Here is a 24,820-nt window from a genome sequence, read left to right as displayed (position 1 = left end):
ACGGAAAATATCGTCCCGGTTGTCGTCAGTGCCGCGGTTAGCTCGGATCTCGGCTCAAAATGATCGGTTATGTTGGGCGCGGTCATAGCGACTGGATCGGCGCGGTTTGGAAAGAGCTCGTTCTTTTCGCCGGCGACGGGTTTGGCCATGGAGCGCCGTCGGAACCGTTGGAATCAGATTGGAGGTTGCGGATGGCTATGGTCTCATACAAGGATCAATCTTCCAGGTTAACGCCGTTAACGCTCGTTAAGATGATTGGCGTTTTGGCGCTGATCGTCGTTATTTTTATCGGCGGGCTGAAGGTTAACGAATACCTGGAAACGAACGAAATGAAAGTCGCGAACGCGATTTTCATGGTTATCTGGGGCGTCGGCATCGTCGCGCTTTTCTTCGCCGGGACGAACTGGGTCGTTGAGCAGCTTCCGGCGCATATTACGTCACTGATTCAGCCGTATCTATTTGTCGGGCCGGCGATCGTGATCCTGCTTTGGGCGCTGGCGATTCCGACGATCCGGACAGTGATTTATTCTGTTAAAGATCCGGACGGGATCCATTGGATCGGGGGCAACGAAGCGAGCGCCGCCGGGGCGGGGCTGACGCCGATTCTGGTTCAGGCGTTGATCAGCGTTGCGATCCTGATCGTTTTATGGCTGATCTGTCGGGCGGTCGAGCGCCGGAAGATCGGCGGAGCGGCGGCCCGAGGCGGCCTTTTCAAGTCGCATGCGCTGAAGGTCACGGTCATCGTCGCAGCGGTCGCCGTCGTTTTCGTCCTCCCGGTCGTCATGGCGATCCGAAAGGTGTACGAGGCGAACGGGCTGTCGGTGATCCCGATTTTCGAGAACTACGTTTTCGCTTTTACCGATTTGCAGATGCTGATCGTGTTCCGAAATAACCTTCTCTGGCTTATTTTCGGGACGTTCCTCTCGGTTTTTCTGGGGCTGCTGATCGCGACGCTGGCGGACCGGACGGATCACGAGAAGTTCTTCAAGACGATTATTTTCATGCCGATGGCGATTTCGTTCGTCGGCGCGGGCGTTATCTTCAAATTTATCTACGATTATAAGGGGCAGGGCGCCCAGATCGGGCTGCTGAACGCGATTATCGAGCTGTTTGGCGGAACGACGCAAGCCTGGCTCCAGGTCCCGTTCTGGAATAATTTCGCGCTGATCGTGATCATGATCTGGCTCCAGACGGGTTACTGCATGGTCATTCTTTCGTCGGCGATTAAGGGGATCTCGAACGATCTCCTCGAAGCGGCTCGGATCGACGGCGCGAACGAGTTCCAGATCTTCTTCCGGATTATTATCCCGGTGATCAGCGGCGCAATTATCGCCGTGACGACGACGGTCGCGATTTTCAGCCTGAAGACGTTTGATATTGTCCGATCGATGACCGGTGGGCAGTATGGGACGAACGTGATCGCGAATGAGTTCTTTAATCAGCGCTTCCTGTATTACAACAAGGGGCGGGCGTCGGCGATCGCGGTCGTTCTGTTGATTTTGGTTATTCCGGTCATGATCATGAACCTGAAGCAATTTAATGAAAGGAAGGCGTTCTGATGGCGGCGAAAACGAAAAGTTATGAATCGCAGAAGCGCATGGGGCAGTTCTTTGTGAATCTGGTCCTGGTCCTGATCGCGCTGATTTTCTTTGTCCCGATTTTCGGAATCTTCGTGACGTCGTTCCGCCAGTCTGAAACGATCTTCAATTCCGGCTGGTGGGAATTCTTCCCACATCGTTCCTGGGTCGAGGTCATGGAGCTGAAACTCCCGGAGGACCAGCAGACCAGCGGCGTCATGACGTTTACGATGGACGACGGGACCGAGTTTACCGGCGATTACCAGTCGCTTAAAAACGGCGTCACGGTTGGAAGCTATCGCGGAACGTATCATGGCGCGAAACGGACGCGGACGCTTAAAGTTATGGAAAAGCGCTGGGTCGGGTTCGATTTGAACCTGACGCTCGAAAACTATCAGAATGTTTTGTCCGGGAAGGCGATCCAGTATAAAGGCGCGGACGGATCGCTCCTGACGCGGAACGGTTCGGACCTGAGCAATTCGTTCCTGAACTCGCTGACGGTTACGATCCCGGCGACGATTATTCCGATCCTGATCGCGGCGTTCGCCGCTTACGGCTTCGCCTGGCTGAATTTCCGCGGGCGGAAGCTGATGTTCACGGTTGTCGTCGCGCTCCTCGTCGTCCCGCTCCAAATCGCGATTGTTCCGGTTCTTCAGGACTTAACCGCGGTCAACCTGACTGGGAAGTTCCTGGGAATCTGGCTGTCGCATACCGGGTTCGGGCTTCCGCTGGCGATCTACCTGCTTTTCAACTATATCAGCACGATCCCGCGCGATATCCTCGAATCGGCGTTTATCGACGGCGCGTCGAACTTTACCGTCTTTACGCAGTTGATTTTACCGCTGTCGATTCCGTCGATCGCCTCGTTTACGATTTTTCAGTTCCTTTGGGTCTGGAACGACTATCTGGTTGCCCTGGTTACATTGGGCGGCGGGAAGAATGAGGTCGTGACGCAGACGCTGGCGAACATGGTCGGGACAAAGGGCAACGACTGGCACCTGCTGACGTCGGGGGCGTTTATCTCGATGGTTATTCCGATGATCGTTTTCCTCTCGCTTCAGCGTTACTTCGTTCGCGGCATGATGGCGGGGTCGGTCAAGGGTTAGTTAATCGTTCGCTTCCGCCGATGGTGAAAGCTCCGGCGCGGGCGACAAAAAATATGAAGGGTTCCCGCGTCGATCGCGATTCGGGAATTTCGCGGGAGCCCTGTTGATTCGGTTGATTGCGCGCGGACGATCCGGTTCGTGGAGAAGGTTGTTTCTTTTTCTGTCAGGTATTTCCCTGAAAGGTTTGCTTTATGAGCGTTGAATCGAATTGGTATCAAAACGCGATTTTTTATCAGGTCTATCCCCGCTCGTTTATGGATTCGAACGGGGACGGATACGGCGATTTTCAAGGGCTGATCTCCCGGCTCGATTATATCCGCGGGCTGGGCGTCGATTGTATCTGGCTCCAGCCGACGTATCCAAGTCCGCTCCGCGACGACGGTTACGATATCTCGGACTATAAGGGCGTCTACGCTCCGTTTGGAACGATTCAGGATTTCAAACGCCTGGTTCATGAAGTCCATGCGCGCGGGATGCGACTGATTTCCGATTTGGTGATCAATCACTGTTCCAGCGATCATCCATGGTTCCAGGCGGCGCGAAACGACCCGTCATCGAAGTATTTCGATTATTTTGTCTGGAGCGACAATCCGAAAAAATACGCCGAGGCGCGGATTATTTTCGTCGATTCGCAGTCGTCCAACTGGGCGTATGACGAAAAGGTCGGAAAATACTACTGGCACCGTTTCTACCCGACGCAGCCGGACCTGAACTTCGATAATCCCGCGGTCCGCGAGGAGATGAAGGACGTGCTGCGGTTCTGGCTGGATCTTGGGATCGACGGTTTTCGCGCCGACGCGGTCCCGTACCTTTACGAACGCGAAGGAACGAACGGAGAGAACCTTCCGGAAACGCACGCATACCTGAAGGAGCTCCGGAAGCTGATGGACGAGGAGTATCCGGGGACGATCCTGCTTTGTGAAGCGAACCAATGGCCCCGGGACGTCCGCGCGTATTTCGGCGACGGCGACGAATTTCAGCTCGGTTTCCATTTCCCGCTGATGCCGCGCGTCTTCATGTCGATCGGGAAGGAGGACGCGTCGTCGCTGGTCGAGATTCTGAACGCGACGCCGGCGATCCCGGCGAATTGCCAGTGGTGTACCTTCCTGCGCAATCATGACGAGCTGACGTTGGAGATGGTCAGCGAGGAAGACCGGCAGTGGATGTGGAATTTTTATGCGCCGGATCCGGCGATGCGGATGAATCTGGGGATACGGCGGCGTTTGTATCCTTTGATGGAGAATGATCGTCGGCGCGTTGAGACGGCGTATTCGCTGATCTTCACGCTTCCGGGGTCGCCGGTCCTGTATTACGGCGATGAAATCGGGATGGGGGACGATATTACCCAGTTCGATCGGAACGGCGTGCGGACGCCGATGCAATGGGACGCGACGAAGAACGGCGGGTTCTCGACGGCGGATACGACGTATCTTCCGGCGATCCGCGACGGGCGTTATGGTTACCGGAGCGTCAACGTCGCGGCGCAGTCCGACGACTCTGATTCGAACCTGAACCGCCTGAAGCGCATGATCGAGGCTCGTCGGGCTTCGGAAGCGCTGGGATGGGGAAAGCTGGAATGGCTTACGAGCGGGGCGCCGCTTCCGGTTCTGGCTTATCGGCGGACGACCGGCGGCGATACCGTGATCGCGGTTCATAACCTGACGGGGGGATCGCGGACGTCCGAGCTGAAAGCGGAGGACGGGATTTATCAGGATTTATTAGATTCAAAGATAGTCGTCACCGCGGAAGGCGGAAAGCTCCGGCTGACGCTGGGTCCGCGTCAGTTTTATTGGCTGAGAAAGGTTGGATAAATGATCTACCGGTACCATCAATTCGATCAGTACGACGGGCGTGAAACGGCAGAGGCGGTTTTCGAGTCGATCGCCGCCGCCTTCCCGCAGGCGCGCAAGCGATTCGTCAAGCAAAACGAGCGGTATTGGCGCGAGTTCGTCGAACGGATCCAAACGTATCTTCCGCCGCTGGCGATTAAGTATTTCGAAATTTATCATGACTGCGCCGAGGCGTATCCGATTTTCCGGACGCTGGTTTCGTCGCTGATTGACAGCTGGATGGAGCGTCCGGAGACGTTAAAAAAACGGGATCACGCCCGCGAAAAATCGGCGGACTGGTTCCGTTCGAACGAGATGGTCGGCGGGGTCTGCTACGTCGATTTGTACGCCGGAACGCTGAAACAGCTTATCAAGCGGATCCCGTATTTTAAAGAATTGGGGCTGACCTACCTGCACCTGATGCCGATTTTCCGCTGCCCTGCCGGCGAAAACGACGGCGGATACGCGATCAGTTCGTATCGCGAGGTTGACCCGCGGCTGGGGTCGACGCGCGACGTCGCGAAATTAGCGGAAGCGCTCGCGGACGCCGGGATTATTCTCGTCATGGATTTCGTTTTTAATCATACCTCCGACGAACATGAATGGGCTTTGAAAGCCAGGGCGGGCGACCAACGGTACGCGAATTATTACTGGATTTTCGAAGACCGGACGATCCCGGATCAGTTCGAAGCGACGCTCCGCGAAATTTTTCCGGATGAGCATCCTGGCGCGTTTACCTATTTCCCGGAGATGGGGCGCTGGGTCTGGACGACGTTCCATTCGTACCAGTGGGATTTGAATTATCAGAATCCCGAAGTTTTCGTCCGCATGATGGAAGAGATGCTGTCGATCGCGAACCTGGGCGTCGACGTTTTACGGCTGGACGCCGTCGCGTTTATCTGGAAGGAGATGGGGACGACCTGCGAGACGCGTCCGACGGCGATGAAGCTGATTGAGGCGTTTAACCTGACCGCGCGGATTTCCGCGCCGTCGCTCCTGTTCAAATCGGAGGCCATTGTCCATCCGGATCAGGTCGTTCAGTTTATTTCGCCGGAACGCTGCCAATTGTCGTATAACCCGCTGCTGATGGCGCTGTCCTGGGAAGCGCTGGCGACGCGCGATACGAAGCTGCTGGCGCTGTCGATGGCGACGCGGTTCGCGCTCCCGGAGCATACCGCCTGGGTCAACTATACGCGCTGCCATGACGATATCGGCTGGACGTTTTCCGATGAAGACGCCTGGTCTGTCGGGATCGACCCGCAGGGTCACCGCGCGTTTTTGAACCAGTTTTATACGGGACGCTTCCCCGGGTCGTTCGCGAGCGGACTCCCGTTTCAGGAAAATCCGAAGACAGGCGATTGCCGGATTTCCGGGATGATGGCGTCTCTTTGCGGCGTGGAAAAAGCGATCGGAGCGCAGGATGAGCGCGAGCTATCGCTGGCGATCGGGCGAATGACGGTCCTGTTTGGCGTGGCGCTGACGATCGGCGGAATTCCGCTCCTGTACCTGGGCGACGAATTAGGGCTGACGAACGATTATGGGTATCGGGACGATCCGGCGCATGCTGAAGATTCGCGCTGGGTTCATCGTCACGCGTTCGATAAGGAGGTATTCGCCGATCGCCGCAGCTCGAAGACGGCGACCGGGCGGATTTATCGGGCGGTCCGGCGACTGATTGAAATCCGCAAGTCGGAAGCGATTTTTCGCGAGCGGAGTATGACCGTTTTAAATGGAACGAGCCGTTATTTGTTCGCGTATGCGAAAGAGTCGGATGAGAGCGTTGTTGTCTGTGTCGCGAATTTCAGCGAGCATCTGATCCCGCTGCGGCTGGCGGATACGCATGGATTCGATGGCTGCGCTGAGCGGGTCCGGGAGCTGGTTGAGGAACGGACCTTGTCCGTCGGCGACCTGCTGTCGATCGACCCATACGCGTTCAAAATTTATCTGGGGACGAAGTGCGCGGCGGGGGAATAGCGGTTCTTCTTTCTGTTGTCAGATTCGGACAAACCGAATAGAATAAACGTATGGAAAAGACCGCGCCAAGACGAGCCATTTCGGGACAGCCGATTCCCCCGCGGCCGATTTTCCCGGTCGGGACGGGCGGCGGCGAGCCGGGTCCTCAGGCGGATCCCGGATCGTCCGGGGCGGGAATACCGTCCGTTTCCGGGGCGGAGGCCGTCCCGCCGGTTCAGCCAATGACGGTTGAGGAGTCGCTGCGGCTCAGGGCTTTCTTAAAGGAAAGACGGATCGATACGCTGATTCATTTTACCCGGCTCGAGAATCTGGCGTCGATTCTTTCCTATGGTTTGCTGTCGCGGGGCGCGATCGCGACGGATCCCCGCGTCGGGCGGGTCCGGACGAACGAACCGGAGCTTCCGGAGGCCTGGCGGGACATGATATCGCTGAATATTTCTTTCCCGAATTATCGCCTCTTTTATCAGATGCAGGCGATGCGCGGGTTTGAATGGGTCGTGCTGGCGTATGACGCGGCGCTGCTGCTCCAGCTTCCGTTTTTCAGCTTTATTTTTCCGGCGGCGAACCTGATCCGGACGCCGGTATTTTCGGCCGAGATCGCTCCGACGCTTCAATCTTATCCTGCGTTTGAGAATCTTTTCATGGATACCGATACGGTCCGGCGCAGGATTCTCAGGATTCCCGACGCTTATCCGACGCACCCGTATTCGGAGCTCCTGATCCCCGGATCGATCGCCAATCAGTATCTTCGGGAGGTTCATTTTTATAACGATTATAAATTTGATCAATGGTATCTTCAGAACGAGAGCCTGGCGGGGATTGTCGATAAGAACCTCTGGCAGGTCGGGCTGACGTATTTTTCGCCGCGGATGGATTATGCGAATTGGCGGACGACGATCCGCTGATTCGTCAGAACCTTTTCCGGTTGGATTTCGTCTGACCTTTAACAAGATACAATTATAAGAAGTAAGGTTCGGTTGATCATGAAGAAACGAATTTTATCATTTTTCTTTATCTGTCTCTCGGTTTTCGCCGTCGCGGCGGGCGCCGGCGCGCAGGCGCAGGCTCCGCTTTACCCGCCGGATAAAACCGAGCATTCGATCGACCTGCTGGCGATCGAATGCCAGAATGTGGGCGATTTTCTCGCGTCGAACGATGCGGGAAACGCCGACGCGTTCGCGCTTGAACAAGAGTCTTTCCGGAAGACGATTGAAAATATTTCGATTATGTTGGGTCCGGCGGGCGTTCCCGAAGTCGCGGAGCTCTGGGATGTGTACGCGGCGTTATCGGCGCGGTCGAACCCGCCGGGCGTGTTTCTGGCTCAGTGCATGGCGGTTCGGCGCGAGCTTCAGAGCGCTCTCCGGGTCCAGCTCGAAGCGGCCTCGCCGCGGACAGACGTTTATGATTACGAAAGCTGCGTCAGGGCGGGTTATTTTGTCAGTAACGGCGTCTGTTTTGTCGGCGGAACTGTCGCCTACGACGCGAAGGGCTACGTTATCGGCCGGTACAATACCGATTGTTATGACGCGAATACCTATTATTCGGGTTCCTGCTGGTTCTGTTTATACGGGAACGATGGAGAGGGCTGTTTCGCGCGTCCGTAGCCGACGGCGCGGTTTTCGGAATAAAAAAATCGGGGCGAATGAATTTATACGGGAAGAATCTGGAATTTAAACGACGGAATCGCTCGAATCCGATGGTTGTTATTACTTTGATGTTCCTGTGCGTAATGAGCCTGTTCGTTTTGAAGGCGGTTCTGACGGACGAACTCGTTTCTCCCTGGCTCCCGACGGCGGTCCCGACGCGGGAAGCCGCGTCCTTCGCGCTCGAAGGCGAATCGCAGTTTCGCGCCGGGAATCTCGAACGGGCGATCGAAGCGTACGGTTCGGCGGAGCGGCTCGAATCGGATAATCCGGAATATCTCTGGAAACAGGGGCGGGCGCTGGCGTATTTGACTGCGTCTCAGACGACCGACGCCGAAAAAGCGGAAACGCTCCAGCGAGCGGTCAATTTGATGGAAGAGGGCCTGGTCAAATATCCGGAGGATTCGAACGTTTACGCGGTTCTGGCGCTCGTATATTTATGGTACGCGGATGCGGATCTCTGCGGTTCGGATCTCGTCGAGGAATATGCGGCGAAGGCGGAGGATAATATTCGCCGCGCGGTTGACTACGATTCGCGGAACGCGCTCGCGTACGCGATTTATTCGGAAATCCTGCTGGATCAGGCGAACTACGCGCGCGCGGAGCAGATGCTCAGTCAGGCGCTGGAATACGGTTCGGAGAACGGCGCGGACATGTTCGACGTGTACCGGGTCCAAGGGATCCTGCTCGAATCTTACGGGCAGTACCGCAGCGCGATCGACGCGTATACCCGCGCGCTGAATTTATCGCCGAATATGACTTTTTTACAGATCCGGATCGGGGTTAACTGGCGGCAGGTTGGGAAATACGACGAGGCGTTGTCGATGTTCGCGCGCGCGGCGCGGATCAACGACCAGTTGGGCGTCGTCGACCCGCTCCCGTACCTGGCGATCGGGAACACGTATTCCCAAAAGGGCGAGTTCTACGCGGCGGGATTGAATATTAAAAAAGCGATTGGGATCAACCCGTATAACGCCGACGTTTACGGCCGGCTGGGCGTCAATTATTATAAGGCGCGCAACTACGAAGCGGCGATCGAGGCGCTGAAATGCGCGACGTATGGCTGCGGCGCGGAGGAGAGCTGCGCGGTTCGGGAATGCGACGATCCGGGGAATCCGTTGATCGAGATCGCCGGGCTTCCGCTTTCCGGGTCGTCGGTCGTTTATTACTTTTCGTATGTCGGCGCGCTGGCGTACATGCATACTAACGTTAATCATTATTGCGACGATGCGGTTCGGACGGCGAAGGAGATCAGCGCAATGTTCGGGAGCGACGATACCGTGATGTATATTGTTCGCGATGCACAGAAGATCTGCGCATCGTATGGAATTCAGTAGGCATGCGCGCCGGAACAAAGCTGCGAATCGGGATTACGGGCGGAATCGCCGCCGGGAAATCGGCGGTCCTGACGCTGCTCCGCGAGTTTGGTTTCGAGGTTTTTGACGCGGACCGGATCGCGCATCAGGCTTACAGGAAAGGGACGCCAGGCTTCCTGGCGGTCGTAGACCGGTTCGGTCCTGAAGCGTTGTCGGCGGAGACGGGAGAAATTGACCGGCGGAAATTAGGCGAGATCGTCTTCCGAGATCGATCGGCGCTGCGCGATCTGGAAATAATATTGCACCCTTTCGTTCAGCGGGAAATCGAAGCCTCGCTCGCGGATTCGGACCGGGACGCCGCGGTTGAGGCGGTCAAGTTGTTTGAGGCAGGATTAGCGGAATGCTTCGACGAGCGATGGCTGGTCTGCGTTCCGGAGGAGGTCGCGCTGGAGCGGCTGGTTCGTGAACGTGGCTTCAGCGTCGATTCGGCGCTGGCCCGGATTCGGGCGCAGTCGGACGGCCTGGCGCTGAACCGTTCCCGGGCGGATTGGATCATTTTGGGGACGACCGGGCTGTCCGAGCTGCGGCGCGCGATCGCGGATCGGATCGGCGGGCTCCGGAAATCCGTCTCAATGGGAGACATTAAATGATACACGAAATTCAGAATCCTGATAAAATAAGAACCATCTGAAAATAAAATAGAGGCTAATCTTGGACCAGGTTATTTCCGAAATCTTATTCTTAGGCCAGCGGTTCGATCGATCCGCAATTTTAGATATTCTTCTGGTTGCGGTTATTTTCTTTATCATCCTCAATTTTATCCAAAGCGCGCAGGCGAATTCGCTGCTTCGCGGGACGATCGTTATCCTGGTTCTTTTCAGCCTTTTATATATCCTGGCGGACCTGCCGGGGTTTACCTGGCTGATTGGGAATATTCTTCCGGCGCTGTTGCTCCTGATCCCGATTATTTACGCGCCGGAGATCCGCCGTTCAATCGAGCGGCTCGGGCGGATCGAATCGCTGCGCGACGTTTTCAGCGTTTCGCCCCCGTTCGCGAGCGAAACGGCTCAGGTCGTTCCGGATCTGGTTCAGGCGTGCAAGTTGCTCTCGTCGAAAAATCATGGCGCGCTGATCGTGATCCAGCGGTTTGATGATCTGGAGAAGTATATCAGTACCGGCGTTTACATGGACGCGGTTGTCACGCCCGAGGCGCTGGCGAATATTTTTTATCCGAATACGCCGCTGCATGACGGCGCGGCGATTATTCGCGGCGCGCGGATCCAGGCGGCGGCGTGCATTATGCCGCTGTCGTCGCGGAACGTTCTCGATAAAACGCCGGGACGGCAGATGGGCCTGCGGCACCGGGCGGCGTTGGGAACGTCGGAGCTGAACGATTCCCTGACGATCGTCGTTTCGGAAGAAACCGGGCATATTTCGGTTGCGTTTGAGGGCGTCATATATAAGCAGCTGACGATCGAGAAGTTGGAATCGCGGCTGAACGAGATGTTCCGGACGCGTCCGACGGCCCCGTTCGCGGTTCGGCTTGCGAATTTTTTCCGCAATTCCCGGAAGAGAGCGAGCGATCTGGCGGAGATCGGGGAATCGGAGGAAAAATGAAAAAGGGTTTCCTTTCAGTTCTTAAAGTGATTCCGACGGCGATTCTGGCTCTGCTGTTAGCGGTGACGGTTTGGATCGTCGCAATGATGCAGAAAGATCCGACCGAAGAACGGCGGTTCACGAATACGGTTACGGTCGAAGTTCGCGGACTGGGCGAAGGACTGGTGATGACAAACGTGCTCCCGGAGACGGTCAGTATCCTCATGCGTGCGCCGGTCTCGACCTGGGCGACGATCCTGAACCAGCGGATCGGCGCGACCGCGGTTATCGACGTCACCGATCTGGAAGCGGGGGAGCATATTGTTCCGATCAAAATCGAGCTTCCGGTCGCGCCGATCCAAATCACCTCCTACGTCCCGTTGACCGCGAAGGTTGTCCTGGAAAAGTACGAGACGAGAACGTACGATATCGTCGTCAGCGAAGTCGGAATCATTCCGGCGGCGTTCAAGGCCGAAGATCCGGTTCTGGAACCCGCGTCGGTCGATATCTCCGGCCCGGTTTCACAGCTGGATCAGATCGATATTGTTCGCGTCGTTCTGGACGTCGATAACGCGAAAGAAACGATTTCCAAGGCGCTGACGCCGGCGGCGGTCAACGAGAACGGGACGGTTATCGCCAGCGGACTGAAATATTCGACGGATAAGATCAAGGTTACGAAAGAAATCACGCTTCGCGGCGGTTACCGGGTCCTGGTCGTGAAAGTCAGGACGACCGGAACGACGCCGCGCGGGTACGTTTTAGACGGACTGACCGTTAACCCAGCCGTTGCGACGATTTACAGCTCGGACGAGGCGCAGATCGAGTCGCTCCCGGGTTTTATCGAGACGGATTTGATTAATCTTGACGATTTTTCGGAGGAAGAGACGGTAAAGGTTGGTCTGATGGTTCCGGAGGGCGCGACACTCGTCGGGGATCAGGCGGTCGACGTGACGGTCCGCGTCTCCGCGGTTGAGGGATCGCGGACAGTTTCGAACGTTCGAATCGATACGATCGGGATCGACGCCGGACTGGTCGCGACGATTTCGCCGGAGGTTATCGACGTATTCCTGAGCGGTCCGGAGCCGACGTTGAACCAGATTTTCGGGGCCGACCTGTTCGCCGTTATCGAGCTGCATGATAAGCCGATCGGGCAGTATCAGCTGATGCCGACGGTTGACGTTTCGCGATACCCGAACGTCAAGGTTCAGTCGGTAACGCCGATGACGGTTGACGTAACGATCAGCAAGAAGCAGACGATGCCGCTTCGGTAGATTGCGGGAAGAAGATTAGGAAAAAAGATCGAGCGGGCTCGGGTAACCTAGGCCCGGTTTTGAGGATTCTATTGGACCCGACGCATATTTCGGTTTTTCATTGGATAACGCGGCGTTTCGAATTTGTGCGAAGTGAATGGCGTGCGGGTTTTGCGTTTCGGTATCGGAATGGAAGGTCGATTGATTTCCGGGTGAGTCTGAGGCGGCGATAGGCGGGCGTTCGGGAATCAGGAGATGGCGTGGGTTTGATAGAACCGTTTTATTGTATGTTTTGTCATGATTCGCGCGTTTGTTTTCGGGTTTGAGGGCTCGCTTGAGAAAAAAACTGATATAATAATCCCGCTAATCCTGAATGGGGTTAGTTTTTGTTGTGTAAAATGGGTCCCGGCGAAAACCGGATCCATTCAGATTTCAGGGAGGCTAATTAACAGTGCCAACAATTAATCAGTTAGTCAGGAAAGGTCGAAAATCCCGATCGGTTAAGAGTAAAGCGCCAGCGCTGCAGTATACCTATAACTCCAGCAGCCAGCGCCGCACTCGTGTCGCTGAGGGTGCGCCGCAGAAACGCGGCGTTTGCACGAACGTTCGCGCGACGACGCCGAAGAAGCCGAATTCGGCTCTCCGGAAGATTGCCCGCGTCCGTTTATCGAACGGTTTTGAAGTCACGGCGTATATCCCGGGCGAAGGTCATTCGTTACAGGAACACAGCGTCGTCCTGGTTCGCGGCGGACGCGTTCGCGATCTTCCGGGCGTTCGTTATCATATCGTTCGCGGTTCTTTGGACGCGACCGGCGTTGCGAAACGCGGTCGGGGCCGATCGAAATATGGGACGAAGAAGGCGAAAGCCAAGAGTTAAGGAGACAGATCAAAAATGCGACGAACAAAACCGGAAAAACGCGAAGTCATGCCTGACGTTCGCTACAACAGCCAGCTGGTGACGAACTTAATCAACCGAATTATGCGAAACGGCAAACGCAGCCTTGCAACCCGATTGGTATACAGTGCCATGGGAACTCTTAGCCAGAAGACCGGAAAGGATGGTCTCGAGGTTCTTGAAACTGCATTGCGCAATGTCGGTCCGGTAATGGAAGTGCGTCCTCGCCGCGTCGGCGGCGCGACGTATCAGGTCCCGATGGAAGTCACGATCGGCAGGCGGCAGACGTTAGCGATGCGCTGGATTATCGACGCTTCGCGAAAGAAAACCGGAAAAAGTTTTGACGACTGTTTAGCGGGCGAATTGCTCGACGCGTATAACAATACGGGTTCGGCGATCCGCAAACGCGAGGAAACGCATAAGATGGCGGAAGCGAACCGCGCTTTTTCGCATTATCGCGTTTAATTGATTGTAAAGAGGTTTTGGGGAAAATATGACACGAGAATTCCCGTTGGAAAAGTACCGGAATATCGGAATCATTGCGCATATTGACGCGGGAAAAACGACTACGACCGAACGGATTTTATTTTATACCGGGAAATCGTATCGGATCGGTTCCGTTGATGAGGGTACGACCGTAACGGATTGGATGGTTCAGGAACGCGAACGGGGCATCACGATCGTTTCTGCGGCGGTGACGGCTGAATGGAAAGGCTATCGGATCAATGTAATCGATACGCCGGGACATATTGATTTCACTGCGGAAGTTCAGCGATCGCTTCGCGTACTCGACGGGGGGATCGTTGTCTTTGACGCGACGCAGGGCGTTGAGCCTCAAAGCGAGACGGTTTGGCGCCAGGCCGATAAATATAACGTGCCGCGGATCTGTTTTATCAATAAGATGGATCGCGTCGGCGCGTCGTATGAGAATTCGATCGGAACGATTGAAAAGCGATTGGGCGCGAAGCCGCTCGCGATGCAGATTCCGATCGGTTTCGAGGGCTCGTTTGTCGGCGTGATCGATTTGCTGACGATGCGCGCTTACAGATGGCTGGATGAGATGGGGACTGAGATCGACGAGAGCGACGTTCCAGATGAATTCAAGGAAGAAGCCGAACTGAAGCGCCAGGTTTTAATCGAAGAAATCGCCGGTTTGGACGACGAATTGACGGAAAAATTCCTGGAAGGCGCTTCGCTCAGCGTTGACGAGCTGAAAGCCGGGCTGCGGCGGGCGGTTATCGCTGGCAAGTGCAACCCTTGCTACTGCGGCTCCTCATTGAAGAATAAAGGCGTTCAGCCGTTGCTGGACGCGGCGGTTGAATTGCTCCCGTCGCCGCTGGATATTCCGGACGCGGTCGCGACGTCGGTCGACGGCGAAGACGAGATCGTCTGTCCTACGGACGACAAAGCGCCGGTCGGCGCGCTCGTTTTCAAGATTGTCGCCGATCCTTACGTTGGACGCCTTTCGTATTTCCGCGTCTACTCCGGCGTCGTTCGTCAGGGGCAGACGCTCCTGAACCCGGTCAAACGCAAGAAGGAACGGATCGGCCGCCTGATTCGCATGTACGCGGATCGGCGCGACGACGTTACTGAAGTGCATGCCGGCGATATCGCGGCGGTTCTCGGGCTGAAGGATTCGTTTACCGGGGATACGCTCTGCGATCCGGCGAAACCGGTCGTCCTTGAATCGATCAGCTTCCCGGAACCGGTTATTTCGGTTGCGGTTGAGCCGAAGACGACGGTGGATCAGGAAAAGATGGGGATCGCGCTTCAGAAATTAGCCGAAGAGGATCCGACGTTTCAGGTTCGGACCGACGAAACGACGGGCCAGACGATCATCTCCGGGATGGGCGAGCTTCATCTCGCGATCATCGTCGACCGCATGATGCGCGAGTTCCGGGTCAAGGCGAACGTCGGGAAGGAGCGCGTCGCGTATAAGGAAACGATCCGTAAATCGATCGATAAGTATTCTTATAAGTACGCGAAACAGTCCGGCGGTCATGGCCAGTATGGACATGTCGTGTTCGCGATTGAGCCGATCGAATCGACGCAGGGGATTATCTTTGAAAACAAGATCGTCGGCGGCGCGATTCCGAAGGAATATATTCCGGCGGTTGAGAAAGGCGTTCGCGAGGCGGCGGAATCCGGCGTTCTTGGCGGATACCCGATGACGGGCGTTAAAGTCGCGTTAATCGATGGATCGTTCCATGAAGTCGATTCGAGTGAGATGGCGTTCAAGATGGCCGGGAGTATCGGATTCAAGGAAGCGGTGGATAAATGTTCCCCGGTTCTGATGGAACCGATCATGAAGGTCGAAATTACCGTTCCGGAAGAGTATTTCGGCGAAGTTCTGGGTCAGATCGCCACGCGGCGCGGGGTCGTTCGCGGCTCCGACGTTCAGGGCTCTTCCCAGATTATTCATGCGTTCGTACCGCTGGGCGAAATGTTCGGGTATGCGACGACGCTCCGTTCCGCGACGCAGGGCCGCGGCGTGTTTTCGATGGAATATGATCATTATGAAGCAGTTTCGGACGCAACTGCGGCAAAAGTATTGGAAAAATAGTTAATCATTCTTGAGGAGAGAATAAAAAATGGCAAAACAGCATTTTGATCGAACCAAACCCCACCTGAACGTGGGTACGATGGGTCATATCGACCATGGCAAAACGACCTTGACCGCCGCGATCACGAAATATTGCGCGATGCTGGGTGGAGCGGATTTCCGCGCGTACGATCAGATCGATAACGCCCCGGAAGAAAAAGCGCGCGGGATCACGATTAATATTTCGCACGTGGAATATGAGACGAAGAACCGGCATTACGCTCATGTCGACATGCCGGGGCACCGGGACTATATCAAGAACATGATCACGGGAGCGGCGCAGGTCGACGGGGCGATCCTGGTGGTGGCGGCGCCGGACGGCCCGATGCCGCAGACGAAGGAACACGTCCTGTTAGCGCGACAGGTAGAAGTTCCGTCGATCCTGATCTTCCTGAACAAGACGGACCAGATGGACGATCCGGAGCTGCTGGAGCTGGTGGAGATGGAGCTGCGGGAGCTGCTGAATTCGTACGGGTTCCCTGGAGACGAAACGCCGATTATCCGGGGCTCGGCGCTGAAGGCGCTGGAGTCGACGTCGACGGACCCGAACGATCCGGTGTACAAGCCGATCGCCGACTTGATGGACGCGGTCGACACGTTCGTAAAGGAACCGCAGCGGGAAACGGACAAGCCGTTCATGATGCCGATCGAGGACGTGTTTTCGATCAAGGGTCGGGGGACGGTCGTGACGGGCCGCGCGGAACGGGGTATCATCAAGGTCGGGGATCCGGTTGAGATCGTCGGGCTGCGCGAAAAGAGCATGAGCTCGGTTTGCACGGGCGTCGAGATGTTCCATAAGATCGTGGACGAAGGTCAGGCGGGGGACAATCTGGGATTGCTGCTGCGGGGGATCGAGCGGACGGACGTGGAGCGAGGCATGGTCGTGTCGAAGCCGGGATCGATCAAGCCGCATACGAAATTCAAGGCGAGCGTGTACGTCCTGAAGCGCGACGAAGGCGGACGGCATAAGCCGTTCTTCAACGGGTACCGGCCGCAGTTCTACATCCGGACGATGGACGTGACGGGCGTGATCACGCTGCCGGCGTCGGTAGAAATGGTGATGCCCGGGGACAACGTCGAGATGGAAGTCGAGCTGATTATCCCGGTAGCGCTGGAACAGGGATCGAAATTCGCGATCCGCGAAGGCGGGCTGACGGTTGGCGCCGGCGTGATCACCGAAATTATCGCGTAAGGATTTATACTAAAAATGGCACAACAAAGAATTCGTATTCGCCTTAAGGCGTTTGATCATCGGATCCTGGATCAGTCCGCGAAACGGATTGTCGATACGGCGGAGCGCAGTGGCGCGCATGTCGCCGGGCCGATTCCGCTTCCGACGAGGATCGAAAGGTTCACGGTGCGCCGGTCGAGCTTTATCGATAAAGATTCGCATGAACATTTCGAAATCCGAACGCATAACCGCATGATCGACGTTATCGATCCGGATTCGAAAACGATCGATATGCTGATGCGGCTGACTTTACCCGCTGGCGTCGATATCGAGATTAAGATCTGACGGATCGATTATAAAGAAGTGAAAGGGCTGAACGTCTTCGAACGTTCGGCCTTTTTTTGTTTCTTTTTGAGCAGAGCAGATAAGATAAAGATAGATCAGCGTCAAAAGCGATTAACAAGGAGAAAGGACATGATTCTCTGGGGAACAAGATCTATTTGGGTGAAATTGTTACGATATTATTTGATCCTGTTAATCGTTACTTGTTCCTCCTATGTTATATTTATCAGTTATTTAATTTAGATGTATAAATAGCAATTGTTTATTGTAATCGAACGGTCATTGACGTTTTCGTGAATCAGGTGAAACTTGCTGAAAAAATATTGATAACATATAATAAGAATATTATTTCCAGCGTGCCGCAATTTCGAATGATATCGATCCGGAGTTGGGGGGGAAGATCGATGGTCTTATCAATTTCAAATTTTAGCGCAGCAAGCCGTTCCGGTAGAAGGCGTATTTATTTTCTTTAAATGTGGATCATACGACTTATGCGCTTGTTATCGACGATCGCTTTGTTGGTGGGATGATGATCGGATGTGTTCGGGCCTTTATGAAAGAATTGTACTTTGATTCTATATAAATCTGAAAGAATAACTCTCAATAAATTGTAATATGTCTGATTACCTGACAGGCTGACGCGGCAGAACCTTAACAACTGTACCGGATAACCTCGTCACATTTTACAGAAGGATTCTTACATGGCCTTTAAACAGACTTCATTCTCTTTAACAAACCTGCAGTTCCTCGTGATAGATGACAGGGAAGTTCCCAAAAAACTTTCTAAGACAATATCACAAATTGCCCACACATTTATATTCCCGTTTTTTTTTGAGGTATTTTCCTTGGTTATTGACAGGGTTTTCAGCTCGTCAATTTTGTACAGGTATGGTTGTTCTATGATCATGGCTGGTGGATTATTCAAGAAAATAAATAGCCTCCAGAAATCCGGTGGATGAATGGAGTCCTCAATTGCCTGTCTTCGAAATATTTTACGAAGAAGATAAAGGATTTCTACCGAACCTCCCCTTTTTGCAACCGACAATTCCACATATTGATCGCACTAAGGCCGGTTAGAGCTTTTCCTCGGCCCCCATCCGCGTGGTTCATCATTTATACAAGTTGTTAAGACATACCCAGCGCAAATATCTGCGCTTAGATCAGCAGAACATCTGGCGAACATAGATGGAGATGCAATCGGCATCGGTGTATCGTAGGGAACAGTCCCACACATCCGGATGGGATCATAGCCGGGGTCAATTGCTCCGATTCGGAAACTGACTCGATCGAGTTCTTCCCGCGCCCAGTCGGCATGAGACGTCGCCGCCGCGCCTACGCCGCAATTCTTTTCCTTCAGGATACTGTAGACCCGCCAGAGATTCAGCGTATTCGGCATTTTCGTATCCGCCATGGCGCTGTTCGCCTGGGCGATACAGGACGCTAATTCGGCCATCTTGGAGTTGTACGCGTCGTCATCGCCATCGCAGATCGCGCCGTCAATTTCAGCAGGAAGCCGTTGCGCTTCTTCAACGCAGAATCGGATGGTGCCGATGACATGGGATTGATCGACCGGAATTTTAATCGTTTCCTCCGAATCGTCCGGATTCTCGTAAACGTAAAACTGCTGGGCGAAAGCTCCGGCGGTTAACGACAGGATGCTGACAAGCAACAACAACATAACGACGATTTTTTTCATGATCTTACTCCTTCGAATTAAAATGTTTAAGTCTTTTGTGAGCGCTTCTTAACTATTCGTTAATATACCACAACCAAACGCAACATAACGTTTTGCCATCAAATTGACAGAAATTTTCAAAAAAAATAAAAAATAAAATTACATTTTTCCGTGTCTGCAAACGAGAGGAAAATTTGTTGGCTTGTAAATAATACTATTATCAGTTGAAATAGTAAATGTATGGATTGTCAAAGTAAAATCACCTCTTTGTCTTCGCGCAGATCGATTTCATCTGCGCCGCGGGAACAATCTGGCGGTCAGTTCGGACCCCAAAGGCGTCATGCAGCGCATCCGTCAAATTCGTCCAATCCATATTCAAATATGATTTTTCGTTCCAGCTGCTTCAGCGACTGCTGTTCATTTTCATCCCGTTGAAGATGGAAAAGGACAACGGTATCCCATCCGCGTCCATAAACAGGCCCATTTGCACGATTGGATTCGGTCGATGCTCTTTGGATATCCCATATTTGCGGAAGTCATCATCATCTTCCGTTTCAAAGCAACAATTCGTGTAGTCATAATGCGGAGTTTCTTTCTTTCGCAGGATCACTTTTTCTGAGTTCCGGAACAAGGTTGGCCTGAATCAGATCATCTTCCTTAAGCAGAGTATTTCCAATCCCCGATAGAGATGCTGCAGTTCGCATCTGGGCGTTTCGAGGAATCGTTCGCTGAGTTCATGCGTCGCTGCTTTGGACCCTGGATAAATCACGCTCGCGTAAATCAGGCTGGATAAAACTCCGTACAGGTCATAAGCGAACTTATACTTCTTCATGATTTCACTGCAGATCTTCTGCAGGCCCAACTGATAGTAAGTATCCTGCAAAAAAATACCAGACATCCGCTATAGTCTGTTGTCCCTTCTCGATCTGCTTTCCCGGCGAATACGCAAGACTATCTCCGCGTTTTCTGCCTTTTCCTGTACTGTTCCCTCCCGCGCGTACTGCTTCAGTCACAGTTTGACATCCACATCGCCGGCACGCTGTCGGAGTTCTTCTGCGCTGCCGATTCTTTCGATCGTAATCGTTGTTGACTTGCCATTAATACGAACCGATTTACTCAGGTAATAGGTCAGTGAATTCTTTGAGACGGATTTCGTTATTTTCGTGAGGACAAGTCCTTTCCCCACTCCCTCCTTATTATGTTACACTACAACAAATATCTATAATTAACAGGAACGGTCCGCGCTGCTGGCGGCGTATCAGGATGTTTTTCCGGAGGGCTTAGAAAATCTATTCGGTTCCTCTTCCGTCTCTCCGGGATCAGGAAACGCAGAAGAGTGGGAATCGCGTATAATCAAGGTATGATCGCGAAATCTCCGCACCGGACCTTCTTTTCTTCGTTGACCGCCGTGATTCTGCTTTGCTTTGCGATGGCCGCGACGGTTTCGGACGCGAACTGGCGCTTTACGCTCGACGTCCTGTTTTTATCGTTGCCGGTCGATCTTTCGCCGGATTTGCCGATGATTCCGATGGTTGCGCTGATCGCAGCCTGCGGCGTTTATACGGCGATCGAGGTCGAGCCGGAAACGGGGCGGTCCAGAAAATTTACCCATGTCATCGTCCCATTTACGGCAACGGCGTCGCTGGGAATTTTACTGAGCTCAGTTGAACCGGGAATCGGCTGGGTGATTATCCTGTTCTTTGGCGGACTGCTGCTGTATTCGGTTTTCCTTTCGGAGAGTTACCTCTGTTTCCGGTCCGATCCACGGAGCGCGATCGCTTCGGTTCCGGTGACAGCGCTGGCATACGTTTCAGCGGCGATGGGATTTTTATTTGCGAAGTCGGTCGGCGGACGGATCGTTTTCCTGACGCCTTTCCTGATTTTTTCGACGTTCCTGATCTCCTGGCGGATTTTCCTGTTGGAAGAAGCGGGGTTGGCGCCGCTGTATAAAGCGTTAGCTGTCGCGGCGGTTGTCGCCGAATTCGGGATCGCGTTTATGTATTTGCCGCTGCGGGCGTTATCGTACGGGGTCCTCCTGTTCGCCGTCTTTTACCTGACGATTAATTTCATTATAATATGTTCTTCAGGGCGTTCGTTTCGTTTCGCGCTGCGCCGGTTGGGGTGGCAGGGTGCGTTGTTTCTGTCAGCTTTTTTGTACTTTGAACTTACCGCTTAGGAGTCGTATCCCATGATCTGGCAATATCTGATTGTTTTAGCTTTGGCGTATCTGGTCGGTTCGCTGCCCGTCGGTTGGGCGCTTGTCTGGCTTGTCAGCCGGCGCGATATTCGGTATCATGCGTCCGGGAAGATGGGGACGTCGAACGTAATCCGGACGATCGGGGTCAAATGGGGCCTGCTGACCGCGGTTTGCGATGTCCTGAAAGGGTTCCTGGCGGTTTGGATCGTTCGCTGGAGTTTCGCCGAGCGGATGGATTGGATGATCGCCGCGGCAGGGATCCTGGCGGTATTGGGGCATATTAAGTCGATTTTTTTGATTGAAACGGTTCCGAGCGGCCAATGCCGGCTGCGCGGCGGCGCCGGCGGCCTGACGTCGTTGGGCGTCGTGATCGGGATCCTGCCGAGCGTGATTTTCTTTGCCGGGATTCCGGCGCTGATTTTATACATGACGCTCGGGTACGCGTCAGTCGCGACGTTCTCGATCAATTTATTCGCGACGGTAACGTTTATCGTCATGCGGTTGACCGGGATGGAGCCGAGCTCATGGTGGTACGTTTTGTACGGAATTTTCGGCCTGGCGATCGTTTATACCGCGCTGAAGCCGAATTTTAAGCGGCTTCGCGAAGGAAAAGAGCGTGTTATGAAATTCAGCTTGAGGGGGATCCTGCGGAAACGGGCTGAAAACGACGCTGCTGAGGCGCGCGATGCGGATGAAGCGGAGCGGCCGGAGGGAGAAGATGAAACATGAAAACGCTTTATTTTGAATGCCGTATGGGTGCGGCGGGGGATATGCTGACGGGCGCGCTGATCGACCTGCTCCCGGACGGCGAGCGCGTTGAGGCGGTTTCCGCGTTGAATTCGCTTGGAATCGACGGCGTGAAATTCGCGGTGGAGACGGCCGAAAAAGCAGGGATTCACGGAACAAGCGTTCGCGTCCTGATCGACGGCGCCGAGGAAGCGGATTGGATGCCTGCGCATGTGCATCACCACCATGATCATGGGCATAGTCATGACGTTTGTCATGAAGGACAGGAGCATCATCACCATGATCATGGGCATAGTCATGACGTTTGTCATGAAGGACAGGAGCATCATCATCATGATCATGGGCATGGCCATGGCGTTTGTCATGAAGGGCAGGAGCATCATCACTGCGTTCATCGCGGCATGTCGGAAATTGAGGCGATCCTCTGCGGTCTTTCAGCCAATGAAAACGTCAAAAATGACGCGCTGGCGGTATATCGACTGATCGCCGAAGCGGAATCCAAGGCGCACCAGCGTCCGGTATCGCAGGTGCATTTTCACGAGGTCGGGGCGTTGGACGCCATCGCCGATATCGCGGCGGTTTGCTTCCTGATTGACCGGATGAAACCTGACGAGATCGTCGTTTCGCCGGTTCATGTCGGTTCGGGCGTTGTTCGCTGCGCGCATGGGATTTTACCGGTTCCGGCTCCGGCGACGGCCGAGATTTTGCGCGGGGTTCCGACGTACGGGGGGAGGATCGCCGCCGAACTTTGTACTCCGACGGGCGCGGCGCTCCTGAAATACTTTGCGGCGCGTTTCGGGCCGCAGCCGCTGATGACTGTCGGCGCGATCGGATATGGGATGGGAAAGAAGGATTTCGAAGCGGCGAATTGCGTCCGTGCGTTCTGGGGGGAAAGCGCGAGCTGATATCGTCTGATCCGTTCTGTGCTGTGAAGCGAAAATCCTGATTCCCGTTGGGTTCGGTTGAGCCGGCGGCAAAATCAGGATTTTTCGTCGGTTTGACAAGCCCGTGTATCTATGTTATAAGTTCGACCGTTGAGTTAGATATCTCTAACGAAGGCCCGTATATCGCGCGGTGCGGTAAGAACCGTACGGGCGACGGATCAGGAGGACGGTTTAAAGCGTTGGATATTAATCTAAAGTATCGGGAACGGATTGCGTTTAAAAAAGCGTTTCTTATCTTTCTTTGCGGCGTGCTGGTTTTTATTGCTATCCTGTCGATTAACGTCGGTTCTTCGGGAATGTCGATCTGGGATAGTTTTCTGGCGCTGGTTGGGAGAGGAAGCGACAAAAGCCGCTTTATCGTCTATGGGATTCGGCTTCCGCGGGTTTTGGGCGGTTTTTTCGTCGGGATCGGGACCGCGCTGTCGGGGATGATTATTCAGAGTTCGCTGAATAATCCGCTGGCGTCGCCTTCGACGCTGGGGATTTCTTCTGCTTCTGCGCTGGGCGCGAATATCGCGATTATCACGCTGGCGCGCTTTGGTATCGAGGCGGGCTCGATGATGACGGCGGGCTTTGCATTTATTGCTTCCGTCCTCTGCATGTTGCTCGTTCTGGCGATTTCGAGTCTCCGCCGGGCCGATAAGACAACGGTTATTCTCGCCGGCGTAGCGCTGAATTCGCTGTTCTCCGCGATTACGATTATTATTCAGTATTTTGCCGACGAAACGAAGCTGGCGGCGGCCGTTGCCTGGACCTTCGGCGATCTTGGTCGGATCAATTTCCATGAAATCGCGATCGTCATGGTCGTGTCGCTCCTGTCCTCGCTGATTGTTTACCTGTATCGCTGGCATATGAATGCGATGGATTCGGGGGAGCATACGGCGCATTCGTTAGGCGTCGATACGCGCGGCATGCGGAACCTGTCCATCTTTCTGGCCGCGCTGAATACCGGGATCAGCGTTGCCTTCGTCGGCGTTATCGGGTTTGTCGGCCTGCTCGCGCCGCAGGTCACCAAACGGATTATCGGCGAAGATAAGCGCTTCATGATCCCCGGCACGCTGCTGATGGGAGCGTTTCTGGTCCTGTTCAGCGATACGCTGGCACGGACGGTTTCGGCTCCGCTCGTTCTTCCGGTCGGCGCGATTACGTCGATCTTAGGCGCGCCTGTGTTCGTGTATATCTTATTGAAAGAAAAGTCGATATGAACCTGATCCAGGTTGACCAGCTTAATTTCAAGTACAGCAGTTATATCCTGAAAAATGTCAGCTTCGATCTGGGATGCGGCTGTTTCGTTTCGCTTCTGGGGATCAACGGCGCGGGGAAATCGACGCTGCTGAAGAACCTGATCAAGATTCTTTGTCCCGAGAGCGGCGCGATTTATCTCGATGGAGAGGACGTCCGTCGTATGAGCCACAGGGAAATGGCGCGCCGCGCCGCGTACGTCAGCCAGTATAACGTTCCGGTCAGAAATACGGTTTACGATACGATCCTGATCGGACGTCTTCCGCATATCCGTCAGGACGCGGTCCAGACTGACTACGATCATGTCGAATATCTTATCCGGAAGCTGGGTCTGGAGAAGTTCGCGATGCGCGACGCGAATACGCTGAGCGGCGGCGAATTTCAAAAAGTCATCCTCGCCAGAGCGTTGGCGCAGGAGCCGAAGGTTCTCCTGCTGGACGAACCGACGAGCAGTCTGGATATTAAAAATCAGGTCGCGGTTATGCGGCTGGTTCGGGAATACTGCGAAGAGAAGCAGATTTCGGTTATTGTGAGTATCCATGATATTAATCTCGCGCTGCGTTATTCGGATAAGTTTCTGCTGCTGAAAGACGGGGCGGTCTACGATTATGGCGGCGCGTCGGTTATCACGCGCGAATCGATCCGTGACGTTTATAATCTTGACGTCGAAGTATTAAATCATGGCGACAAAAAATTTATTATCCTGAATTAAAG

General features: G+C 54.3%; 24 protein-coding genes. 21 read left to right on the top strand and 3 right to left on the bottom strand.

All coding sequences use genetic code 11. The features are described from left to right. Positions 1–59 precede the first annotated feature (59 nt). The 16 genes from BEQ56_08395 (at position 60) to BEQ56_08320 (ending at position 18,260) form a co-directional block, all read left to right on the top strand. The gene (locus BEQ56_08395; protein AOH43493.1) at positions 60–1,559 is read left to right on the top strand and encodes a hypothetical protein; all 1,500 of its coding nucleotides are present in this window, start codon (positions 60–62) and stop codon (positions 1,557–1,559) included. After that, positions 1,559–2,683, top strand: coding sequence for a sugar ABC transporter permease (locus BEQ56_08390; protein AOH43492.1), 1,125 nt, complete (start codon positions 1,559–1,561; stop codon positions 2,681–2,683). Before BEQ56_08395 ends, BEQ56_08390 begins: the two co-directional genes overlap by 1 nt. A gap of 191 nt (positions 2,684–2,874) precedes the next feature. Further along, complete coding sequence (locus BEQ56_08385; protein AOH43491.1) at positions 2,875–4,494, top strand: maltose alpha-D-glucosyltransferase; 1,620 nt, start codon at positions 2,875–2,877, stop codon at positions 4,492–4,494. A 69-nt stretch (positions 4,495–4,563) separates the two neighbouring features. Continuing rightward, a complete protein-coding gene (locus BEQ56_08380) occupies positions 4,564–6,486 on the top strand; it encodes an amylosucrase (protein ID AOH44470.1) in 1,923 nt (640 codons plus the stop codon). 50 nt (positions 6,487–6,536) lie between these two features. After that, on the top strand, positions 6,537–7,391 hold the full coding sequence (locus BEQ56_08375) for a hypothetical protein (protein AOH43490.1): 855 nt from the start codon (positions 6,537–6,539) through the stop codon (positions 7,389–7,391). 78 nt (positions 7,392–7,469) lie between these two features. Beyond that, positions 7,470–8,090 carry a hypothetical protein gene (locus tag BEQ56_08370; GenBank protein AOH43489.1) on the top strand — a complete coding sequence of 207 codons (621 nt, stop codon included), beginning with the start codon at positions 7,470–7,472 and terminating at the stop codon, positions 8,088–8,090. A gap of 38 nt (positions 8,091–8,128) precedes the next feature. Then, positions 8,129–9,466 carry a hypothetical protein gene (locus tag BEQ56_08365; GenBank protein AOH43488.1) on the top strand — a complete coding sequence of 446 codons (1,338 nt, stop codon included), beginning with the start codon at positions 8,129–8,131 and terminating at the stop codon, positions 9,464–9,466. Positions 9,467–9,486: 20 nt separating this feature from the next. Beyond that, on the top strand, positions 9,487–10,095 hold the full coding sequence (locus BEQ56_08360; protein ID AOH44469.1) for a dephospho-CoA kinase: 609 nt from the start codon (positions 9,487–9,489) through the stop codon (positions 10,093–10,095). Between the two features lie 73 nt (positions 10,096–10,168). Beyond that, positions 10,169–11,062, top strand: coding sequence for a TIGR00159 family protein (locus tag BEQ56_08355; GenBank protein ID AOH44468.1), 894 nt, complete (start codon positions 10,169–10,171; stop codon positions 11,060–11,062). After that, positions 11,059–12,312, top strand: coding sequence for a hypothetical protein (locus BEQ56_08350; protein AOH43487.1), 1,254 nt, complete (start codon positions 11,059–11,061; stop codon positions 12,310–12,312). Before BEQ56_08355 ends, BEQ56_08350 begins: the two co-directional genes overlap by 4 nt. Before the next feature lie 430 nt (positions 12,313–12,742). Continuing rightward, positions 12,743–13,168, top strand: a complete 426-nt coding sequence (locus BEQ56_08345) for a 30S ribosomal protein S12 (protein ID AOH43486.1) — start codon at positions 12,743–12,745, stop codon at positions 13,166–13,168. Between the two features lie 15 nt (positions 13,169–13,183). Then, positions 13,184–13,651 carry a 30S ribosomal protein S7 gene (locus BEQ56_08340; protein ID AOH43485.1) on the top strand — a complete coding sequence of 156 codons (468 nt, stop codon included), beginning with the start codon at positions 13,184–13,186 and terminating at the stop codon, positions 13,649–13,651. A gap of 28 nt (positions 13,652–13,679) precedes the next feature. Further along, on the top strand, positions 13,680–15,749 hold the full coding sequence (locus BEQ56_08335) for a translation elongation factor G (GenBank protein ID AOH43484.1): 2,070 nt from the start codon (positions 13,680–13,682) through the stop codon (positions 15,747–15,749). Between the two features lie 28 nt (positions 15,750–15,777). Beyond that, positions 15,778–16,980: a translation elongation factor Tu gene (locus tag BEQ56_08330; protein ID AOH43483.1), complete on the top strand. Its 1,203-nt coding sequence runs from the start codon at positions 15,778–15,780 to the stop codon at positions 16,978–16,980. A 15-nt stretch (positions 16,981–16,995) separates the two neighbouring features. Continuing rightward, positions 16,996–17,304, top strand: a complete 309-nt coding sequence (locus tag BEQ56_08325; GenBank protein AOH43482.1) for a 30S ribosomal protein S10 — start codon at positions 16,996–16,998, stop codon at positions 17,302–17,304. 698 nt (positions 17,305–18,002) lie between these two features. Continuing rightward, complete coding sequence (locus BEQ56_08320; GenBank protein ID AOH43481.1) at positions 18,003–18,260, top strand: hypothetical protein; 258 nt, start codon at positions 18,003–18,005, stop codon at positions 18,258–18,260. A 104-nt stretch (positions 18,261–18,364) separates the two neighbouring features. Here the strand turns inward: BEQ56_08320 and BEQ56_08315 are convergent, their stop codons facing one another. The 3 genes from BEQ56_08315 to BEQ56_08305 form a co-directional block, all read right to left on the bottom strand. After that, complete coding sequence (locus BEQ56_08315) at positions 18,365–18,997, bottom strand: hypothetical protein (protein AOH43480.1); 633 nt, start codon at positions 18,995–18,997, stop codon at positions 18,365–18,367. Positions 18,998–19,379: 382 nt separating this feature from the next. Then, positions 19,380–19,607, bottom strand: a complete 228-nt coding sequence (locus BEQ56_08310) for a hypothetical protein (protein ID AOH43479.1) — start codon at positions 19,605–19,607, stop codon at positions 19,380–19,382. Between the two features lie 12 nt (positions 19,608–19,619). Continuing rightward, positions 19,620–19,874, bottom strand: a complete 255-nt coding sequence (locus BEQ56_08305) for a hypothetical protein (GenBank protein AOH43478.1) — start codon at positions 19,872–19,874, stop codon at positions 19,620–19,622. A gap of 438 nt (positions 19,875–20,312) precedes the next feature. Here BEQ56_08305 and BEQ56_08300 point away from each other — a divergent pair, with 438 nt between their 5' ends. The 5 genes from BEQ56_08300 to BEQ56_08280 all read left to right on the top strand — a co-directional run bounded on the left by BEQ56_08300 (position 20,313) and on the right by BEQ56_08280 (position 24,818). Continuing rightward, a complete protein-coding gene (locus tag BEQ56_08300) occupies positions 20,313–21,152 on the top strand; it encodes a hypothetical protein (protein ID AOH43477.1) in 840 nt (279 codons plus the stop codon). A gap of 12 nt (positions 21,153–21,164) precedes the next feature. Further along, complete coding sequence (locus BEQ56_08295; GenBank protein AOH43476.1) at positions 21,165–21,902, top strand: hypothetical protein; 738 nt, start codon at positions 21,165–21,167, stop codon at positions 21,900–21,902. Next, the gene (locus BEQ56_08290; GenBank protein AOH43475.1) at positions 21,899–22,825 is read left to right on the top strand and encodes a hypothetical protein; all 927 of its coding nucleotides are present in this window, start codon (positions 21,899–21,901) and stop codon (positions 22,823–22,825) included. Before BEQ56_08295 ends, BEQ56_08290 begins: the two co-directional genes overlap by 4 nt. 218 nt (positions 22,826–23,043) lie before the next feature. Continuing rightward, a complete protein-coding gene (locus BEQ56_08285) occupies positions 23,044–24,069 on the top strand; it encodes an iron ABC transporter permease (GenBank protein AOH43474.1) in 1,026 nt (341 codons plus the stop codon). Beyond that, entirely contained in the window at positions 24,066–24,818 is a 753-nt protein-coding gene (locus BEQ56_08280) for an iron ABC transporter ATP-binding protein (protein ID AOH43473.1), read from the top strand. The genes BEQ56_08285 and BEQ56_08280 overlap by 4 nt, the downstream gene beginning before the upstream one ends. Positions 24,819–24,820 lie beyond the last annotated feature (2 nt).

The organism is Anaerolineaceae bacterium oral taxon 439, from assembly GCA_001717545.1.
Taxonomy (GTDB): domain Bacteria; phylum Chloroflexota; class Anaerolineae; order Anaerolineales; family Anaerolineaceae; genus Flexilinea.
Note: the sequence above shows the minus strand (reverse complement) of the source record. Positions and strands in the feature narration are given on the sequence as shown.

Excerpts from the sequence above, each read along its gene's own strand:
- BEQ56_08290 (AOH43475.1), top strand. The coding sequence starts at position 21,899 with ATGAAAACGCTTTATTTTGAATGCCGTATGGGTGCGGCGGGGGATATG.
- BEQ56_08385 (AOH43491.1), top strand. The coding sequence starts at position 2,875 with ATGAGCGTTGAATCGAATTGGTATCAAAACGCGATTTTTTATCAGGTC.
- BEQ56_08305 (AOH43478.1), bottom strand. The coding sequence starts at position 19,874 with ATGTCTGGTATTTTTTTGCAGGATACTTACTATCAGTTGGGCCTGCAG.
- BEQ56_08325 (AOH43482.1), top strand. The coding sequence starts at position 16,996 with ATGGCACAACAAAGAATTCGTATTCGCCTTAAGGCGTTTGATCATCGG.
- BEQ56_08320 (AOH43481.1), top strand. The coding sequence starts at position 18,003 with ATGGCCTTTAAACAGACTTCATTCTCTTTAACAAACCTGCAGTTCCTC.
- BEQ56_08295 (AOH43476.1), top strand. The coding sequence starts at position 21,165 with ATGATCTGGCAATATCTGATTGTTTTAGCTTTGGCGTATCTGGTCGGT.
- BEQ56_08350 (AOH43487.1), top strand. The coding sequence starts at position 11,059 with ATGAAAAAGGGTTTCCTTTCAGTTCTTAAAGTGATTCCGACGGCGATT.
- BEQ56_08395 (AOH43493.1), top strand. The coding sequence starts at position 60 with ATGATCGGTTATGTTGGGCGCGGTCATAGCGACTGGATCGGCGCGGTT.
- BEQ56_08365 (AOH43488.1), top strand. The coding sequence starts at position 8,129 with ATGAATTTATACGGGAAGAATCTGGAATTTAAACGACGGAATCGCTCG.
- BEQ56_08335 (AOH43484.1), top strand. The coding sequence starts at position 13,680 with ATGACACGAGAATTCCCGTTGGAAAAGTACCGGAATATCGGAATCATT.
- BEQ56_08390 (AOH43492.1), top strand. The coding sequence starts at position 1,559 with ATGGCGGCGAAAACGAAAAGTTATGAATCGCAGAAGCGCATGGGGCAG.
- BEQ56_08340 (AOH43485.1), top strand. The coding sequence starts at position 13,184 with ATGCGACGAACAAAACCGGAAAAACGCGAAGTCATGCCTGACGTTCGC.
- BEQ56_08315 (AOH43480.1), bottom strand. The coding sequence starts at position 18,997 with ATGAAAAAAATCGTCGTTATGTTGTTGTTGCTTGTCAGCATCCTGTCG.
- BEQ56_08375 (AOH43490.1), top strand. The coding sequence starts at position 6,537 with ATGGAAAAGACCGCGCCAAGACGAGCCATTTCGGGACAGCCGATTCCC.
- BEQ56_08330 (AOH43483.1), top strand. The coding sequence starts at position 15,778 with ATGGCAAAACAGCATTTTGATCGAACCAAACCCCACCTGAACGTGGGT.
- BEQ56_08280 (AOH43473.1), top strand. The coding sequence starts at position 24,066 with ATGAACCTGATCCAGGTTGACCAGCTTAATTTCAAGTACAGCAGTTAT.
- BEQ56_08370 (AOH43489.1), top strand. The coding sequence starts at position 7,470 with ATGAAGAAACGAATTTTATCATTTTTCTTTATCTGTCTCTCGGTTTTC.